This is a genomic window from Sorangiineae bacterium MSr11954, from assembly GCA_037157815.1.
Taxonomy (GTDB): Bacteria; Myxococcota_A; Polyangia; order Polyangiales; family Polyangiaceae; genus Pendulispora; species Pendulispora albinea.
In genome coordinates this window covers 8,695,304-8,713,521 of record CP089984.1, presented here as the reverse complement: position 1 = coordinate 8,713,521, position 18,218 = coordinate 8,695,304, and the positions used below count along the sequence as shown (strand labels likewise).

15 protein-coding genes are annotated in these 18,218 nt (G+C 67.0%); 4 read left to right on the top strand and 11 right to left on the bottom strand.

The features are described 5' to 3' along the window. Positions 1-72 precede the first annotated feature (72 nt). Complete coding sequence (locus LZC94_33890; protein ID WXB12831.1) at positions 73-597, bottom strand: transposase; 525 nt, start codon at positions 595-597, stop codon at positions 73-75. Between the two features lie 41 nt (positions 598-638). Then, a complete protein-coding gene (locus tag LZC94_33885) occupies positions 639-1,028 on the bottom strand; it encodes a helix-turn-helix domain-containing protein (GenBank protein WXB12830.1) in 390 nt (129 codons plus the stop codon). A gap of 184 nt (positions 1,029-1,212) precedes the next feature. Here LZC94_33885 and LZC94_33880 point away from each other — a divergent pair, with 184 nt between their 5' ends. After that, a complete protein-coding gene (locus LZC94_33880) occupies positions 1,213-2,187 on the top strand; it encodes a hypothetical protein (GenBank protein WXB12829.1) in 975 nt (324 codons plus the stop codon). A 3-nt stretch (positions 2,188-2,190) separates the two neighbouring features. Here the strand turns inward: LZC94_33880 and LZC94_33875 are convergent, their stop codons facing one another. Both LZC94_33875 and LZC94_33870 read right to left on the bottom strand, forming a co-directional pair. Further along, positions 2,191-3,132 (bottom strand): shewanella-like protein phosphatase, encoded by a 942-nt coding sequence (locus LZC94_33875; GenBank protein ID WXB12828.1) that lies wholly within the window; start codon positions 3,130-3,132, stop codon positions 2,191-2,193. 143 nt (positions 3,133-3,275) lie between these two features. Continuing rightward, on the bottom strand, positions 3,276-4,805 hold the full coding sequence (locus LZC94_33870) for an NAD(P)/FAD-dependent oxidoreductase (protein ID WXB12827.1): 1,530 nt from the start codon (positions 4,803-4,805) through the stop codon (positions 3,276-3,278). Between the two features lie 55 nt (positions 4,806-4,860). On the opposite strand from LZC94_33870, the gene LZC94_33865 reads away from it, so the two are divergent. Further along, a complete protein-coding gene (locus LZC94_33865; protein WXB12826.1) occupies positions 4,861-5,511 on the top strand; it encodes a TetR/AcrR family transcriptional regulator in 651 nt (216 codons plus the stop codon). A 9-nt stretch (positions 5,512-5,520) separates the two neighbouring features. Here the strand turns inward: LZC94_33865 and LZC94_33860 are convergent, their stop codons facing one another. The 3 genes from LZC94_33860 to LZC94_33850 all read right to left on the bottom strand — a co-directional run bounded on the left by LZC94_33860 (position 5,521) and on the right by LZC94_33850 (position 9,962). After that, the gene (locus LZC94_33860; protein WXB12825.1) at positions 5,521-6,348 is read right to left on the bottom strand and encodes an SDR family NAD(P)-dependent oxidoreductase; all 828 of its coding nucleotides are present in this window, start codon (positions 6,346-6,348) and stop codon (positions 5,521-5,523) included. Between the two features lie 86 nt (positions 6,349-6,434). Next, on the bottom strand, positions 6,435-8,534 hold the full coding sequence (locus LZC94_33855) for an ammonia-forming cytochrome c nitrite reductase subunit c552 (protein WXB12824.1): 2,100 nt from the start codon (positions 8,532-8,534) through the stop codon (positions 6,435-6,437). An 18-nt stretch (positions 8,535-8,552) separates the two neighbouring features. Further along, complete coding sequence (locus tag LZC94_33850) at positions 8,553-9,962, bottom strand: aminotransferase class I/II-fold pyridoxal phosphate-dependent enzyme (protein WXB12823.1); 1,410 nt, start codon at positions 9,960-9,962, stop codon at positions 8,553-8,555. A 111-nt stretch (positions 9,963-10,073) separates the two neighbouring features. Here LZC94_33850 and LZC94_33845 point away from each other — a divergent pair, with 111 nt between their 5' ends. Then, positions 10,074-10,628 carry an Lrp/AsnC family transcriptional regulator gene (locus LZC94_33845; GenBank protein WXB12822.1) on the top strand — a complete coding sequence of 185 codons (555 nt, stop codon included), beginning with the start codon at positions 10,074-10,076 and terminating at the stop codon, positions 10,626-10,628. Here the strand turns inward: LZC94_33845 and LZC94_33840 are convergent. From LZC94_33840 to LZC94_33825, 4 genes are all read right to left on the bottom strand, one after another. After that, a complete protein-coding gene (locus tag LZC94_33840) occupies positions 10,585-12,165 on the bottom strand; it encodes a protein kinase (protein ID WXB12821.1) in 1,581 nt (526 codons plus the stop codon). The genes LZC94_33845 and LZC94_33840 overlap by 44 nt on opposite strands. After that, the gene (locus LZC94_33835; protein WXB12820.1) at positions 12,162-14,018 is read right to left on the bottom strand and encodes a hypothetical protein; all 1,857 of its coding nucleotides are present in this window, start codon (positions 14,016-14,018) and stop codon (positions 12,162-12,164) included. Before LZC94_33835 ends, LZC94_33840 begins: the two co-directional genes overlap by 4 nt. Beyond that, positions 14,011-14,991, bottom strand: a complete 981-nt coding sequence (locus tag LZC94_33830; GenBank protein ID WXB12819.1) for a DUF6268 family outer membrane beta-barrel protein — start codon at positions 14,989-14,991, stop codon at positions 14,011-14,013. Before LZC94_33830 ends, LZC94_33835 begins: the two co-directional genes overlap by 8 nt. A 142-nt stretch (positions 14,992-15,133) precedes the next feature. Then, positions 15,134-16,990 (bottom strand): acyl-CoA dehydrogenase, encoded by a 1,857-nt coding sequence (locus LZC94_33825; GenBank protein ID WXB12818.1) that lies wholly within the window; start codon positions 16,988-16,990, stop codon positions 15,134-15,136. Between the two features lie 285 nt (positions 16,991-17,275). Here LZC94_33825 and LZC94_33820 point away from each other — a divergent pair, with 285 nt between their 5' ends. Then, positions 17,276-18,151 (top strand): Hsp33 family molecular chaperone HslO, encoded by an 876-nt coding sequence (locus tag LZC94_33820; GenBank protein ID WXB12817.1) that lies wholly within the window; start codon positions 17,276-17,278, stop codon positions 18,149-18,151. The last annotated feature ends 67 nt before the right edge of the window (positions 18,152-18,218 follow it).

Here is an 18,218-nt window from a genome sequence, read left to right as displayed (position 1 = left end):
TCCAGCGTCACGATCACCCGATTGCGATGTTGCCTTCGGTCCATTGCATGCACTGACCCCTAACCCCAGAGATCACCTGAGTGGAGCCCGATAACCGGCGTGAACGAACCAGTTGCTCGCGTGCGTCTCGGTGACTCGAAAGCGCGCTCGTCTGGCGATGAGCCGAAGCGCTTTGGGGTGGCGGGGAGCGTGGCGTCGCACGTATTGCTTTTGGAGGGCCCAGCCGGATTCAATTGGATTGAGGTCGGGCGAGTATGGGGGCAAGTAGACGACACGAACGCCGCGCGCCTTGCAGGCGGCTACGACACGCGGGTCGCGGTGGGCGGGGAGGTTGTCCATCACCAGGACGTCTCCGGGGTACAGTCGAGGGAGCAGCTTGCGTTTCAGCCAAGCCAGGAAGCGGGGACGGTTGGCCGTTTTGAACATCGTGCTGAGGACGACCCATCCCGATAGGCGCATCGCCCCAAGAAGTGTGAGGTTCGTGCCCCAGTTCATAGGAATGCGATCGATGAATTCGCGACCTCGCTTCACCCAGGCGTGGCTCCGACTCATGGCCAGGTTTAGGCCCGATTCGTCGAGAAAAACCAGCTTTTCCACGGGAATCCGGAGGATCCTCCGTCGGAAGGAGCGGCGCTTGGCTATGACGTCGGGTCGCTGACACTCCAACGGCCGTCGGCGTTTTTTTTGATGACGTACCCATACCGATGCAGCGCGCGCTTCATGCTGGACACATGAACTCGCGCGCCCCGCGGGCGAAGCCGATTGAACTCCGCCGTAATCTCGTTAGCGGTCGCATCGCGCAGCTTCGCAACAAGCGCATCAACGTCGCCCTGGCCGATCGGGGACGGCGTTCCGCCTCGCTTCGGGTCGGCGCCGAGCGGCACGCCACGACGCCCTCGACGAACCCACCGCTTGACGCTCGCCTCACCGATACGAAATCGAGCGGCAATTACCGCATAGCTTCCGTCGCCAGCTTCGTACGCCTCGACGACCCTGGCTCTCAATTCAAGAGGGTGCGCTTCCGCCATGCCGCGACCAGATCATGCCTCGAGCCAAAGAGCAAGACGCTTGATCGACCCAGGTGAGCACTGGGGTTAGGATGGACGCGAAGGTGCATATGGTGCATATGAAGACGATCGACGTGCGCTTGAACATAAAAAAAGACCCGATCTCGGCTAGCCCGCGGTGAATGCCTATGGCAAGTATCATCTCATGACGTCCAGTGTGCGTACCTGGAAATGGACAGCTCCGTCCGCAGGGGCCCTCTGTGCTTCGCTGCTTCTCGCGTCCGCGCTCATTTCAACGGCGTGCGGCTTGGAAGAGGGGGGCTTCGGCGCGGCGCCGGGTTCTGCGGGGCCTCCAGGTCCGGCCAACCCGGGGAACGCCGGCGGCGACGGCGGCACCACCTCGCCGGGCAAGGGGGATCCCACGTGCGTCCCGACGGCCGAGACATGCAACGGGCGCGACGACGATTGCAACGGCGTGCCTGACGAGGGCTGCCCGCAGTGCGACGGGCCCAATGGGCGATGCACCGTGGCCATGACCTTTACGGGCACCGGCGGCAGCGGACCGCTCGGCTATCCGCTCCAGGGCGGAGATATCTTCGACGATACCTGCGGCGAGGGTGAAGCGGTGGTGGGGGTGGACGCGCAATATGGCGACTATGTCGATCAGGTGAGGACCTGGTGCGTCAAGCTGGAAGTCCGAAGAGAGGTCGCGGCGCCCGAGTACAAATATTCGGTCGTATGGCGGGAGGAGCCACTCTTTCGATTTCCCGCGCACGGTGCGGGCGGCCCCAACGCGGCCACCGTGCAATGCAAAAAGCCAAAGCTGGCCGTGGGATTGAGCCTCGTCGGCCGCCAAGTGAACGGCGGCCGGATCGCAAAAGTGGAATTTGCATGTGCGGAGGTTGGCATCCTCGGGCTGCCCGGGGTCGCGAGGCTGGTCTACACGAACCCCACCCCCGAAAAGGTCGAGGGTGCCCGTGTGGGCATGGGCACCGCCCTTCCTCCTTACAGTACCCCGCCGGGCAGCATCATCCACGGCCTCTACGGTCAACCGCCGGACGCACGGGATTTCCTTTATGCGCTCGGCACCCGGGATCAAGCTTTGTCCATCACACCGCTTCCCCCCGTTTCCCCCGTTTCTGCCGTGGCACCGCTGCGATCGTCGCTCTCGTCTCGTTGATCGTTAACCCGATTCTTTGAGTGGGGTCAGCGTATCGCCTTTGATCTCGAGGGCCTGCACGGGGCCGTCGTAATAATGCGATAAGCCTACGTCGATGCGCCAAGCCTTCCGGTCGCATGCGTCGGTGACACCACCTTTTTGCACGGTGTGCCCCATGACCATGCGCTTGGCGCCGAGGGCTCGGAGGGATTCGTCCAAGAGGGCGCACTTCTCTTCGCCGGGGATGGAGAAGGCGCGCGACCACACGGGGCCATCTTCGGCCACCACCACCTGCGGGGGCTTCTCCTTTTTGCCCGTGAGCCAGGCGCGGACCTCGTCGTTCATGCGATCGAGCCCGTAGCTCGCGTGCTTCGGCAGGATCCCGCCGTGCACGAAGATGCTGTCGCCCACCTTGATCATCAACGGCCTCTCGGCGAGCAGGGTGGCGTAGCGACCGCCGGGGGCGAAGGCGGCGGCGCGACCGCGCGCGCTCGGATCGAGCTGCGCGAGAAAGGCGGCCGTGTTGGGATCGCTGGCGGTGATGTCGGTGAATGCCTTGAACGCGCCGGGTGTGACATAGCGGAAGTCGAACCCGACATTCATCAGCTCGTGGTTGCCCACCAGCGCGATGAGCTCGCCGCCCGCCTTTTTGGCGTCGCCTTTGAGCTTCTCGATCAGGTCGAGGATCCGGCGATCGTCGTCGCCGCGATCGATCTCGTCGCCGGTTTGAACCACCATGAGCTTTCCGCCGATCCACGCGTCGTTGGCGTCGATGGCGCCGGCCAGCCGAAGCACGCGCCGCGTCTTCTCCAGATCGCCGTGCAGATCGCCGATGGCCACGAGCCGCTCGGGCGCGGGGCGCGAAAGGCGCTCCGACAGCGGCGGGATCGAGGGTGCGGACGCGGATGCAGCGGGCGGCGTCTTCGATGCGGCCTTGGTCTCGGGCGCGCTCTCCGGCTCGCGCACCTTGCTCCGCTCGCAGCCGGCGAGCGCGCCGACAGCGCCGAGCGCGCCGACGCCGAGCGCGCCGACGCCGAGCGCACCGACGCCGAGCGTGCCGACGCCGAGCGTGCCGACAGCGCCCAGGAGAAGCGCGCGCGCGATGCGGCTTAGAGCGCGGGGCGGCCGTTGAGGACCGGCTGCGGCTCCGGCGCCGGGCGCACGGCGCGCACCTTCACCTTGCCCAGCTCGTAGTCGGCCGGCTTGAAGCGCCGGGTGCGGGCTCGGAACGCGAAGGTGAAGCTGGGCCAAAGTGTCGTGTTTTTTCCGTTTTTGTCGAGGTACCAACTGGCGCATCCGGAGCTCCAGACCGATTTTTTGAGCCGATTCTGGAGGCGCTCGTTGTAGCTCTTTTGAAGTGGTTCGCGTACGTCGACGAAGGTCACGGAGCGCTCTCGCATCAGCTTGATGCACTCCATGATATAGTGAACCTGCGACTCGATCATATAGAGCATCGAGTTGTGCCCGAGCCCGGTGTTGGGCCCGGTGAGCACGAACAGGTTGGGAAACCCGGCGATGGTGGTGCCCAAGTAGGCCTCGGGGCCGTCTTTCCACACCGTCTCGAGGCTCACGCCGTTGCGCCCGTAGATGGCGACCGGCCAAACTTGCTCGTGAACGGCGAAGCCCGTTCCGTAGATGATGGCGTCGACGTCGAAGCTCTGGCCGTCCTTGGTCACCACCGCGCGCTCGTTCACCGCGGCGATGGCGCCCGGCACCACCTCGACATTGGGCTTCTCCAGCGCCTGGTAATAGTCGTTGGACATCAAAATGCGCTTGCAGCCGGGCATGAACTTCGGCGTGACCATCTCGCGCAGCTTGGGGTCCTTGATGCTCCTTCGGATATGGCGCCGCCCCATGAGGGCCGCGGCCTTCATGATGCTCGGGTGAACGGTGAAGCCGAGCGCGCGGCACTCGTACTTCCAGTAGATCGACTGGCGATAGAGCCACGCCAGGCCCGGGATCTTCGCGAACGCCTCGAGCTCCAGGGCCCCGAAGGCCCGATCGGGCCGCGGCAGGATCCAGGGCGGGGTGCGCTGAAAGAGGACGAGCTTGCCGACCTTGGGCTGAATCTCCGGCAAGAACTGGATGGTGCTGGCGCCGGTGCCGATGACCGCCACCCGCTTGCCCGTCAAATCGTAGTCGTGATTCCAAACGGACGAGTGAAATTGCTCGCCCTTAAAGCTCTCGCGGCCCGGGATGTTCGGATAGGCGGGGTTGCTGAGCGCACCGGCGGCCGAGACCAGCACGTTGCTCTCGAACACGCGGCCATCGCGCAGGCGCACGCGCCACCCCTGGCCGTCGAACTCCGCGCCGTCCACCTCCGCGTTCAAGACCACGTGGCGGCGCACGTCGTATTTGTCGAAGCACCGCTGGACGTACGCTTGAATCTCGGGCTGCTGCGCAAACACGCGCGTCCAGCCCGCGTAGGGCTCGAAGGAGAACGAATACAAATGCGATGGAACGTCGCACGCGCAGCCCGGGTACGTGTTGTCGCGCCAGGTGCCGCCCACGTCGGGGGCGCGCTCGAGGACGACGAAGTCGTCGATGCCCGCCTCCTTCAGCTTGATGGCCATGCAAAGCCCCGAAAAACCGCTGCCGACGATGGCAATCGAGGGGCGCCCAGTGACGTGCTGACCCATGATTGGGAAGCATACGAGCTATTGACACAGAGTCAATAGCGGGTAGGTAACCTCTATGAAATCGCTCCCGTCCCGCGCTCCAAAGCCCAAAAAACGTGCGGCAAAGAAGCCGCGGGCGCGGGAGCGCCTCCATGTCGACGAGCGCCGCGGGCAGCTGCTCGCCGCGGCCCTCACGGCCTTCTCGGAGCAACCTTACGACGAGGTGTCGCTCGACGACATCGCCGCCACCGTAGGCATTTCGCGCCCGCTCATCTTTCACTACTTCCCCACCAAGCGCGACTTCTATGTCGCGACCATGCAAACGGCGGCCTCCGACTTTCTGGCGAGCACCATGGAGACCCCGGGCCGAACCCCGTTCGAGCGGCTGGAGCTCGGCCTCGATGCGCACTTCCACTATGTCGAGGGCCACGCCAAGGGCTACTCCGCGCTCTTGCGCGGCGGCATCGGCAGCGATCCGGAGATCCTCGGCATCGTGGAGCTCACCCGGTCGCACATTCTCCAGCGCATTCGCGTGGAGCTGCCCGAGGAGATCCGCGACGATCCGCGGCTGCGCGCGGCCCTGCGCGGCTGGATTGGCTTCATGGAGGCCATCTCGCTCGACTGGATCGATCACCGCGATCTCGCGCGCGCGGAGCTCAAGGCGCTGGCGCTGCAAGCGCTCGCCGCCCTCCTCGGCGAGCACGCGTCGAACATGTTGGCGACGTAGCGCCGGCGCTCAGCCGCGCTCGAAGTACTTGCGCACCTTGTTGACCAGCCCCGTCGAGACGCGCGCATAGGACTCGGGCGAGGTGCGCTTCAAGCGCCAGAGCCAGCGGCCGTCGGCCATGGGGACCGCGTAGAGTTGCTTTCGGTCGGCGGCGTCGAGCGCGTTGCGGGCGACGTCGTTCGCGTCGAGCTTGGAGCGCTCGAGCAGGCGCTGGCCGAGGACGCGCTCTTTTTCGCTTTGGACGCGCGCGTTCGCCACGATGCCGGTCTTGAAGAACATGGGGCACACGGCGGTGACGCCGATGCCAAAGGGCGCGAGCTCGGGGTAGAGCGTCTCGGAGAGCGCCACCACGCCGGCCTTGGTCACGTTGTACGGGCCCATCTCGGGCGCGGAGAGGAGGCCCGCGGCGGAGGCGATGTTGATGATGTGCCCCGAGCCCTGCTCCTTCATGCGCGGCACGAAGTAATGGCAGCCGTAGACGACGCCCCACAGGTTGATGCCGACGATCCACTCCCAGTCGGCGAGGGGGATGGTGCCCATGGGGCCCGCGGTGGCCACGCCCGCGTTGTTGATCAAGAGATCCGTGCCGCCGAAGCGCGCGTCGGCGTCGGCCGCGAGCTTCTCGATGTCCCCCGGCTTCGAAACGTCGATGGTCACGGCCACCGCGTCTGCGGCGCCGGCATCGCGTGCAAGATGCACGGTTTCTTCTGCCGTTTCCCGACGCACGTCGGCGATGAGGATGCGCGCGCCGCGCTTGGCGAGCTCGATGCAAAAGGCGCGACCGAGGCCGCTGCCCCCGCCCGTGACGACCGTTCGAGGATGTGAGGGAAGACTCATGTTACGGCCGATGCTACGCGCGCTTTTTCGTCCAGGTCATCAGAAATGCGTCGGGCCGGCCTGCGGGACGAGGTGTGCGCGCACCGTCAGAGGCCGCCGCCGAGCATGCGCAAACGGCTCTTTACCGCGGCATTTTGCGGGTCGAAGCGGAGGGCTTCGTCGAGGCGGGCGCGTGTTCGATCGAGCCGATTCTGTTTGGCGTAGAGATCGGCGAGCACGACGAGCGCGTCGACGAAGTACGGCTGGAGATCGACCGCCCGTTCCAGCTCGGAGATGGCCTCCTCCATCTGGCCGCGCTTGGCGAGCGCAAAGCCGAGCACCGCGTGCGGGCGCGGCAAGGCGTTGCTCGGGGCCGATCCGGTGAGCGTACGAAGCTGGGATTCGGCGTGATTGTCGCCGAATTGTGCGAGCACCAGCGCGGCTGCCTCGCGCACGAACAGCGAGGGATCGCGGCCCAAGGCGGCGATCTCGGGCGCGGTGTCTTTGGCCCCGGCGACGCCCAAAGCCTGCACGGCGTGCGTGCGCAAGAACGAATCGGGGGCGCGCAAGAGCGGGACGAGCGCGCGCGCCTCTTTGGGAAAGCGCTCGGCGAGGAGGGCGGCGGCGCCGCCGCGCACCAAGCTCGCTTCTTTCGTGTCGGCGAGCACCGCTTGGAGCGGCGCGAGGCTCTGATCCTTGGTTTTATCGTCGAAGGCGTCGGCGATGCGGATGCGGCGCTGCGCGCGTTCGGCGGCGCGCGGCCACCACGCGGCGATGGCGCGCGAGAGCGTCTCCGGGGTGTCCTTCTCGTGCTTGTGGCATGTGCCGCACGCGTTGGGCACCCCATGGCGCGCCGTATTTTCCGGCACGGGCACGTCGATGGCATGATCGGCGAACGAGTCGAGCACCCCGGTGACCACCTTCGGCATATGGCACGCGACGCAGCTCTGGGCTTGCGCCGACGTGTGGTGCGAGTGCTCCTTTGCCTTGGCGAAGAGGGGCTCGTGGCAACCTTTGCACGCGCTTGCGTCGGTGCGCGAGGGGCCGCCGGCGGGCGGCGCGCGATCGGGTTTCTTCACCTCGTTGGCGTCGTGGTTGCCGTGGGGCGCCGTATGGCAGGAGAGGCAGGTGGCCTTGCCCTCGAGGTGGCAGCGCGACTGGATGAGCGCTTGGTACTCGAAGCTCGAGGTCTTGGGGCGTCCGTCGACGAAGAAATCCCCCGAGTGCTGGCGGCCGTCGACGATGCCCAGCGCTTGGTAGTGCTCGTCGTAGTTTTGCCCGGCCGCGAAGTGGTTGGCCCGGTCGAGCACCGGGAACAGTGGATTTCGCGGGCCATGGCATTGGGCGCAGAGCGCGAGGCCGACGGCGTCGGGGACCTTGCGCGGGCGCACGATGTCGTCGGGATCGAGCGACTCGGCGTGGCGTTCGCCGGGGCCGTGGCAGCTCTCGCAGGTCACCCCGGCGTCGGCCATTTCGGTGCGCCATTGGTGGGCGGCGCGCTCGTAGTGGACCCCGATGCCGGTGACGTGGCAGTCGAGGCACTCGCGGTTGGCCATGCGGCGGAAGTTGGACCAAAAGAACGGGTGGTCCGGGGTGAGCGCGCCCTGTTTGTTCTCCGTGTAGTCGACCCACTCGCCCTTGCCGGTCACGTGGTAATAAACCGGCAGCACCTGCCAGCGCCCGTCGGGAAAGACGGTGACCGGATCCTGCATGCGTTTTCCGCCGAGCACCCAATCCACGGAGAAGGTCGCGAGCTCGCCGCTCGCGCCCACCGTGCGCACTTGGTAATTCTTTTCGCGAAGCATCCACGCTTCGCTCGACGTTCCTTTGAAGTGCAAGTTTCCAAAGCGCCCCACCACCTGCGATGGCGTGGCCCGCGAGAGCGCCCGCGCGTGCCAATCGTGCGAGAAGGCTTCGTTCTGCTTTGCGTGGCACTCGGCGCACCGCTTTTGGCCGACATATCCGCTCTTCACCGCCTCGTGCACCGGCGCGGACGCGTCCCCGCCGTGCGCGGCCTCCGCAGCCGCGTCGCCGGCCTGTGCGGCCTGCGCGGACGCACCCGGCGCCGACGGAGCAACCGCCGTCGCAGACGGCTCCGCCGGAGCTTCTTCCTTGGATTTGGAGCAACCAAACCACGCCATCGACGCGGACAGCGCGATCGCAAAGAAGCACCCGGCGTGTGTGCAGGCAGCAAAACGCAACGGCATTGCGCGGGCGAGACTACGCTATCCGGATACCTCGCTGCACGCGCTTTGCACGGCCGAAACCAATCGGTCGATGTCTTCGCGCTGCGTGTCGTGATGCGTAATACATGCACGCAGCCAATGCTGCCCATTGGGCAAACGAACATCGGAGAGCCACGCGGTGCCCTCGTCCGAGACCCTTCGCGCGACATCGGCTGGACGAACCTCTGGCCCGCCCTCGCGCGTAAAACAGGCGATCGGGAGGGGCGAATCGTTCATGACCCGAAACCCGCGCGCCCCGAGGGCCTCGCGCAGATACCGGCCCATCTGCGCTTGATGCTCGACGATGGCGGCCATGCCAAGGTCACCGAGCTCCGCGAGGGTCATGAAAATCTTGAGCCCGATGAAGCGCCGCGACCATTGGACGGAGCGCTGATAGAGATCGGGGGTGCCCGGCTCGATCTCCGGCACATAGCCCGCGCGCACGGAGAAGAGCGCGTCGCTCGGCGCGCTGGTGCGGCTAAAGAACATGCCCGCGCCCATGGGGACCGGCAGTGTCTTGTGCGCATCCCACGTGATGGAGTCGGTCTCCGCCAGGCCCGCGACGTGCGGGCGCAAGGAATCGGAGAAGAGCGCGATGCCGCCCCACGCCGCGTCCGCATGCAGCCAGAGCCCCTCGCTCTTGCACAGCGCCGCCAGATCGCGCAGCGGATCGATGGCCCCGGTGGCCGTGGTGCCCACGGTGGCGGCCACGAGAAAGGGCGTCTTTCCCTCGGCCCGATCGCGCGCGATGGCGGCGCGCAAGGCATCGACGTCCATCCGCTGGCGATCGTCGCTCCGAACGCGGCAGAAGGCGCGGGCGCCCAGCCCGGTCATGCGCGCGATCTTGATGAAGGAGTCGTGCGCTTGGTCCGAGCCATAGAACACCGGCTGAGCTCCTACCGCGGCGATCCCTTCTTCACCATAACGCGGAAAGGCGTGCGCGAGCGCCGAGAGCACCCCGGTGAGGTTGGCCTCCGAGCCGCCGCTGGTGAATGTGGCAAAACGGTGCGCGGTGGTGGACGAGGTCGGGTCGAAGCTCGCGCGTGCAATCTTTCGAGCCAGGTACCCGAGCGTATGGTCTTCGATGCCGCACGCGGCCGGTGAGTGCCACGACGCGGCGTTCTGCGGATTGTAGAGGGCCACCAGCGCGTCGGCCACCACACCGGCACGTCGTGTGCCTGCGTTGAACAAGCCGAAGTAGCGCGGATGGTTGTTTTGGATGATCCCTTGTTCGAGCAGATCGGCCACATTGCTCACGAGCTCCGCCAGATCGCGCGGCGCGGAGAAATCGTACGGGCGAAGCCGCTCCGCGAGGGCCTCGCGCGACAGGCGCGGCGTGACCGGAGCCCTCCGCGCCCTCTCTTCCCAGCCCCGGATGCGATCGTAGAGGCTCAGTATGCTGGCGTCCATTTGGAAGAAGTCCTCTCTTTTCGATTTTTATGCGTGCAAACAGCGAACTATTCTTATGATGTTCGGAACCATTTCATTCAACCGAATAAACTTCGGAATGAGCCTTGCCCCATGACCCTCGACCGAATCGACTTCGAAATTTTGGACGCTTTGCAGAACGATGCGCGGCTGGCGAACAAAGAGCTCGCCGCCAAAGTGAACCTCGCCCCCTCGAGCTGCCTCACGCGCGTGCGCGCGCTCACCGAGGCGGGCATCCTTCGCGGGCACCACGCCGACGTGGCCGCATCGGCGCTCGGCATCGGCATTCAGGCGCTGCTCGCCATCCGCCTCGTCAAGCACTCGAGCGAGACGTGCCGCACGCTCTACCAGTACATGCTGGGCCTACCGGAGACGCTCGCCGTGTTCCACGTCACCGGCGTGAACGATCTGCAGGTGCACGTCGCGCTGCGCGACGTGGCGCATCTGCGCGAGCTCATCGTCGAGAGGGTGGCCACCCGCCCGCAAGTCGCCCACTGCGAGACGTCGGTCATCTATGCGTCGGACCGGAAGCACCGGCTCCCTTGCTACAACGACCACGAGCCACCGGCCCGCGCGCCGCGTGCACCGCGCAAAGCGCGCGGGCTCACGCCTGCACGGTCGGCGCGAGCGCGTCGGTCGAGCTCTTGATGCGCGCGCCGTAGGTCCTCCACCAGGCGCGGGCATGGTCCGCCGTCCACGCGGGGACATCGAGGGCCGCCAGGGCCTCGGAGAGGGCGTTCGCGCTCGGGGGGCGCTCGCCCGGATCTTTGGACAAGCAGCGCACGACCAACGCCTCGAGATCGGGCGGTATGGGCGCGCCGAGCCGCAGGGAAGGGGGCACCACGGGGCTGTGGAGGTGGTGGCCGCACACCTCCACGATGGTGCTCGCCTCGAACACGGTGCGCCCGGTGAGCATGAAGTAGGCGACGGCGCCCAGGGCGTAGATGTCGGAGCGCGCATCGGCCGCGTTGGCCTGCTTGATCACCTCCGGCGCCAGGTACATGGGGGTGCCCATGATCTTGCCGTCGAAGGTGAGCCCGCGGTCCTCGCCGTTGGCCACGTCGCGCGCGAGGCCGAAGTCGAGCACCGTGGCCACGTCGGGCATGCCCCCGCGTTCGCTCAAGATGATGTTCGCCGGCTTGATGTCGCGGTGGATGAGGCCGCGCCCGTGCGCTTCGGCGAGGGCGCCCGCGACCATGCGCAGCACGTGGATGGTGCGCGCGGGGGCTTGCGGTCCCGTGGCTTCGACCATGGCTTGCAGGCTGGCGCCGTCCAGGAACTCCATGGCGTAGTAGAAGACGCCGTCGGGCGTGCGGCCGTAGTCGTAGACGGTGATGGTGTTGGGGTGCGTGAGCTCGGCCGTCAGTTGAACCTCGCGCTCGAAGCGCTGGATGGCCTCGTCGCCCACGCGATCGGGCGGCAGGAGCTTCACGGCCGTGGGCCTTCGCAGCATCGCGTGGTGCGCGCGGTACACGATGCCCATGCCGCCCTCGCCGATCTTCTCGTCCAAGGTGTACTGGCCGAGGCGCCGCGCCTTCTCGATCTGCTGCCGCAAGCCATAAATGGTCGCCGAGAGCACCGCGCACACGGCGATGGACAAGGACCAGTACGAGGCGGCGGAGATGGCCACGCTGGTGGGCGACGCGCCCGGGGCGGCGGCGGTCAGGGGGTACTTCAGCGCGAACACCAGCACCATGGCGATGCCCATACCCACGCCCAGCGCGATGGTGTGCACCATGCGGCTGGGCACCAAGGCGGAGCGCAAGGTGAACATCAAGGTCGACGCGAAGAGCGCCGTGACCATGTACGTGTCGTACAAGCTCCCGTCGAGCGCCATGGCCAGGGGCGTGGAGTGCGCCGTGTTCGCCGCCATGGCCTCGTGCGCGATCGCTTGCCCCATGTAGGCCAGGCCGGCCGCGCTCGCGATCAAGCCGGCGGCGTCGACGGTGCGGCCGAAGAGCGGGCCGCGCGGGCCGCGGCAGAGCGCCCACATGACCAGCGGGACGAGCGCCACCACCGCGTGCACGGCGAGCGATCCCGTGACGATGCTGTCGCCGGGGTTTCGAAGCACGGCGGTGGTCACCAAGCGCACCGCCACGCCGAGCGCGGAGATGCCGGCCCACGCGGCGCCGAACAGGGCCACGCGCGAGGCGAGGGGATGGTTCACCGAGAGCGAGGTGCTCAACGTTCTCCCTCCGCCTCCGCGAAGTGCTCCTGGATACGCTCGCGCATCCGCAGGCCGATGTCGTTCGGCAGCGCGTTCTCCAAGTACTCGAGCACGGTGCCGCGGAGGCGCCGATCCGGCCCTTGCAGGGCCGCGAGGCAGCCTTTGATCACGTCGCGCTCGAGCACCATCCCCAGCAAGGTGAAGACGTGCTCGAGCCCGCGGTGCAGGCCCGTGCGCCCGCTCGAGTCCGAGCCGAGCGCCTTGCGCGCGCGCCACGTGCCGTCGTCCACGAAGAGCGCGGCGCGGGCCTCGTCGAGGATGCGGGCGCGGTCCGGGGGCAGCGCGGGGTTGCGCGCGCAGATGGCGGCGAGCGCGCGCGCGTTCGCGTAGCTTACGTCGAAGTCGTCGTCTCGAAGTCCGCCGAGGAGCACGTCGAACAGGAGTGTATCGCTGGTTCCTTCGGCCCTCGCAGCAAGTTTTGCGAAGGCGGGCGAGCGCTCGGCGCTCGAGGGGTCCGAGGGCGCCTTGCCCGGGTCGCCCCTTCGCGACGCCTCGATCTGCGCCAGCAACCGGGCTCGGTCGAGCGCCATGGTCGACAGGATGGTGTGCCGGGTGGTGGCGTCGCGCACGTCGCCTTGCCGCAAGGTGACGATGCCGAGCTGCAAGCTGGTGCCCAGCTCCGTCACGTACATGCGATGCAAGCTGATCCCCCAAACGAGCCCCAGCACCCCGAGCGCCGCCGCCCCGAACAAGAGCGCCACGCTCACATGGCGCGGCCCCGCGGCGATCCCGACGACCAAGGCCACGGCGGCGCTGCCGAGCATATTGCCCAGCCGCGGAAACGCCACGTCGATGACCACCTTGAGCGCGCGCTTCCGGTGCGTGGGCAGCGGGGTGAAGAGGATCTCGTAGGCCGAGCGAAAGAGCGAGCTGGCGATGGCCGTCTCGAGGCCCGCGGCCACCGCGATGGCGAGCAGGGTGCGCATGCCGCTGGCGGCGAGGGCCGAGACGATCACCGCGGCGGGCAAAATGGCCAAGGTCCCCCCGAGGCCGAGCCGCTCCAGGCTCGCGCGGCTCAGCGCCACCTGCACGAAGAAGGTGAGCAGGCCCGTGGCCGTGTGAAAGAGCGCGAAGAACGAGACCAGGGCGCGCGGCTCGTGGTAGCTCGACTCGGCCGCGGTCTTGAGCGCGCAGTCGAGGAAAATCTCGAGGAGCGCGACCGCGACCACCATGCTCACCACCCGCCGCAGGTACGGCCGCTGCCCGAGCGCCTTCATTCCATCGCGAAACGCGGGCGCGCTCGGCCCCGGGGACCGGGGCAAGCTTCGGCCGAGCGCGGCCACGCCCCACGCGCACGAGAGGCTCAGCGCGGCGAGCATCAGCAAGATGGCGTGCGGGTCGAACATGTCGGCCACGCGCTCGGCGCCCAGCCCGCCGACCAGGCCCCCGAGGGTGGCGCCCGTGGTCACGCGCACGATGTTGCGCCGCGCCACGTGCGGGTCGAAGCGCTCGTTCACGATCGACCAGAAGCCGCTGATCATCAGGCCGCCCACGGCCGACGTGTGCACATAGACGAGCACGGCGCTCGCGCCCGGCAGGGCGGACGCCATCGTCCACTCGGCGAGGAGCGCCAGCGCGTTGAGCACGAACAGCACGGGCACGACCCGCCCGGGGCCGCGCTTGGCCATGAAGCGCGAGGTCACCAGCACCGCCAGGAGCGAGAGCACGGCCGAGGCGGCGATCACCGAGGGGAGCGAGGCCGCGGGGAAGCTCGAGAGAAACATGGAGTCGCGCACCACCTTGCCGCCGACCTGCTGCGCGATCACCGCGATGGCGATCGACGCGTCCAAGGTGGGCGCGCGCTCACTCACGTGTGGGCATCCTCCAGAGCAAGCCGGCGCGCACGACCAGGACGTTGGGGATGTCCTGGCTGCCGTCCGGTATCTCGTTGCGCTCTTCGTTTCGTTGATCGAAGCGGCGGTAGAACGAGTGGCCGAAGAGGCCCGTGAGCCACACGGTGGAGACGAGCCGCACGCCGGCCGTGAAGCCGGCGATCCCCACGGAGTAGGCGAGGTTGTCGAAGCACTCGGAGGGGCGCGCGATGGCCTCGTTGGGCGAGGTGGCGGGATCGTCGGCGCGGGCGGCCGTGCATGGCCATCGCCCGCGGATGCGATCGTCGCGCACGGCGTACTCGTTGCCCTGAAACTCGGCGGCGATGCCCAGCCGAACGCGATCGCCGATGGTGTGGTGGACCCGCAAGAACGCGGGCAAGAAGCCCTCGACTTCGAATCCCTCGAAGGGGCGATAGCTCGCGTACACGGCCGGAAGCGGCAGCAATGTGCCGAAACTGTAGGAGAGGATGGCCCCGCCACCAAGGACGAAGCGCGGTGAGAACGTGTGCGAGGCCATCGCCATCGCGTTCGCCCGCACCATCCGGCCATCCACCGTCCCAAAGTCGCCCGCGAGACCCGGGGCCGCGCGCAGGCTGAGGGCCCAGTCGCTCGGGAGCAGCTGCACGAACAGCGCGGAGATCTCCACGGCGTGAAAGGCGCGCAGGTCCACGAAGTCGGGCCGCGTGTCCGAGAAGGAGACGGAGTCCACGTGGTAGCCGGCGCCGGGAAAGAGGAAGCTCTTCTCCCCGAGGGGCACCGGCACCATGAAGGAGACGTCGTACGACGAGACCTGCGCCTTGCCCGGCGCGCTCTTCATATCCGCGCTCGGCAGGTACTGCGCGCTCACCGAGACCAGGTCGATCTTCTGCGCCGCCGCCGGCGAGCCGGCGGCCAGCACCCCCGCTGCGCCCGCCACCGCGAGCACCTTGCGCATCCCCGTCGCCGTCGCCATCGCCGACGCTGCCCTTCCCCGCATGGCCATCCGCATGCTGGAAGAAGACCACGGCAGTGGCCGCGCGCGGCCATTAAACGAGCTCGGCCGGAGCACCGATGGGCCCGGCCGAGTCGTCGATTCGTTTTTCGAGCGCGCCGAACTACACGGTGGCGAACGCGAGGTCGGGGATGTCGAGCGCGCTGCGGTCTTCTTCGAGCATCTGCTTGGCCTTCACCTCGACCCCGGGGAGCACGGTGCGCGCGTAGTAGAGGGCCGTGTGCTTCTTTCCTTCGTAGAAGGCGTGGTCGGGGTGCTCGGCGGCGACCGTCTTCTGCTTTTCGTCGGCGAGGATGGCGCCTTCGAGCAGGAGCGCCGAGACCGTGAGCTCGCTGATCATCTCCAGGAAGCGGTTGGCGTTGAGCGGAACGAGCTCCATATGGCCCGACTGGAACCAGGTAAGGAGCTTCATCGCCGAGCCGGCGAGCGCCTCTTGCGCCGCGCCCACCCGCTTCACCGCCTCGCCGAAGACGGGGTGCGCGCTGTTGGTGGCCACGAACTTGGCGATGTCACCGAGGAACGCCTGCAGGTTGGCGCCGCCGGCCTGACCGAGCTTGCGGCCGACCAAGTCCATCGCCTGGATGTGGTTCGTTCCCTCGTAGATGCTGAAGATCTTCGCGTCGCGGCAGTACTGCTCCACCGGGTAGTCGCGCGTGTAGCCCGCGCCGCCGTAGGTCTGGATGGCGAGCTCGCAGACGCGGAACGCTTGGTCCGAGCCGTAGGCTTTGACCAGCGGAACCAGCAGGTCGACCTGGCCCTGGTGGTACGCGGCCTTCTCCGCGTCCTCGTCCTCGAGCACCCGCACCATGTCCAGGTGGTGCGCGAGCTTCACGGCCAGGGCGCGGATGCCCTCCACGCGGGCCTTCATGTCGAGCAGCATGCGGCGCACGTCCGCGTGCTGGATGATGGACACGCGCGGGGCGGTGGCGTCTTTCCAGTGCGTGATCGACGCGCCCTGCTTGCGATCCTTGGCGTATTCGAGCGCGTTCAGGTACGCGGTGGACGCGACGGAGATGCTCTGGATGCCGACCGCGATGCGCGCGCCGTTCATCATGCGGAACATCTGCGGCATGCCCTGGTTGATCTTCTCCTCGCCGCCGACCGGCCAGCCGATGCACGCGTCGTTCTCGCCGTAGTTGAGGACGCAGGTGGACGAGCCGTTGATGCCCATCTTGTGCTCGATGGCGCCGCACGTGACGTCGTTGAACTTGCCCAGCGATCCGTCGGGGTTGGGGCGGAATTTGGGGACGATGAAGAGGGTGAGGCCCTTGGTCCCCGCCGGCGAGCCTTCGACCCGCGCGAGCACCAGGTGGATGATGTTCTCCGCCAGATCGTGATCGCCGCCGGAGATGAAGATCTTGGTGCCGCGGATGGAGTAGCTGCCATCGGCGTTGCGCTTGGCGGTGGTGGTGCTCGCGCCCACGTCGCTCCCGGCCTGCGGCTCGGTGAGGTTCATGGTGCCGCCCCAGGTGCCGTCGAACATGCGCCGGCAGTAGAGCTCCTTCTGCTCGTGGGTTCCAAAGACCTCGATGAGCTCGGACGCGCCGTACGCCAGGCCCGGGTACATATTGAAGGCGACATTGGAGCCGGAGAGCAGCTCCTCGACCAAGATGTGCAAGCTGTTCGGTGCGCCAGCGCCGCCGTACTCGGCGGAGATGCCCACGCCCTTCCAGCCGGCCGCGTAGACCTGCTTCCACGCCTCCTTGAAGCCGGGCGGGGTGATGACCTTTCCACCTTCGAGGCGACAGCCCTGCGCATCGGCCGGGGAGTTGAGGGGCCCCGTGACCTCGCGAACGAAGCGGTAGCATTCGGCCAGCGACGTACGAACTTCCTCCTCGCCCCAGGCCTCGAACGGGCCGCGCCCGAGGATCTCGCCGAGCCGGAACTGCTCGAAAAGGAGGAAATTGAGTTCGCGGAGATCGGCCTTGTATCGGTTGATGGCGGGAATGGGCTTCGACACGTCACGCTCCCTAGTAGAAAGCCGCGCACCAGGCGGCAGTGACCCATGATGAATGAATCGCCATTCAGTTTAGATGCTGATGACGCACTTGGCTAGTGCTTACCCTCTTTCTTGTCTTTTGGACGTCACCGGGGCCGGTCTGTCCTGCGCCCAACGAGCCCGCTTGGATGTGCACACAAGAACCACGCCGAGCCCGCTGGCGGGCTTGAAACCCGAGAGAATTCCTTCACGAAGGCGGCAGCGGGAGCGGGACGAGCCCAGGTTTGCGGGTATGATAAGTGCCGCGTGACCGACCCCAATTCCCCGGCTCAAGGCGACCGTGTCCTTCGAGCTCTTACAGACGACGCTGCATTTCGTGTGATCACAGTGGAGAGCACCCGCACCGTGCGTGCGGCGATCGAGGCTCAGAAGCCCCCGAGCCACCTCGCGCCCCTCTTCGCGGATCTGATCACGGGGTCCATTTTGGTCCGCGAGACGATGTCGCCCGATCAGCGTGTGCAGATCATTCTGCAGGCAGAGGATCAGCGCAGCAGGATGATCGCGGACTCGAACCCGGATACCCACCCGTGGACACGAGGCCTCATTCAGTTGGCTCCGAGTACGCAGCAGTTCGAGCTGGGGGTCGAAGCGCGCCTGCAGGTGGCGCGACGGCTTTACAACGGATCTTTGCACCAAGGCGTGGTGGCGGTGCCCGCGTCGGGCGGCATCTCGGGGGCGCTCATGAGCTATATGCAGACGTCCGAGCAAGTCGTCTCCATGATCGCGGTGGGCACGCATGGAGAAGGGGACGACCTGCGCGCGGGAGGCTACATCGTGCAGCTCCTTCCCGATGTTGGAGAGGGGCCGCTGATGGTGATGACCGAGCGGCTCAAGGACTTTGCATCCATGGGCCCTCTGCTCGAAAAACGCTTGGCCGAGCCCCGCTTGCTCTTGGCCGAGTTGCTCTACGGCATGCCGTACACCGAGGTGGGTGAATCGGGGCACGGCTTCGGATGCAACTGCAGCGAGGAGCGCATTCTGTTCGGGCTCTCGACCCTCCCGCGGCGCGATGTGCAGGAGCTCTCCGAGCAGGGCGAGATGCTCGAGATTGCGTGCGACTACTGCCGTCAACAATATAAAATTGCGCCGTCGAAGCTTCGCGGGTTGTTGGAGCAGAACTAAAGGTAGCCGTCGCGTAGGGCGATCCACCCCCATCGCACTGGCTCGCACACACCTTGCTTTTGCATCG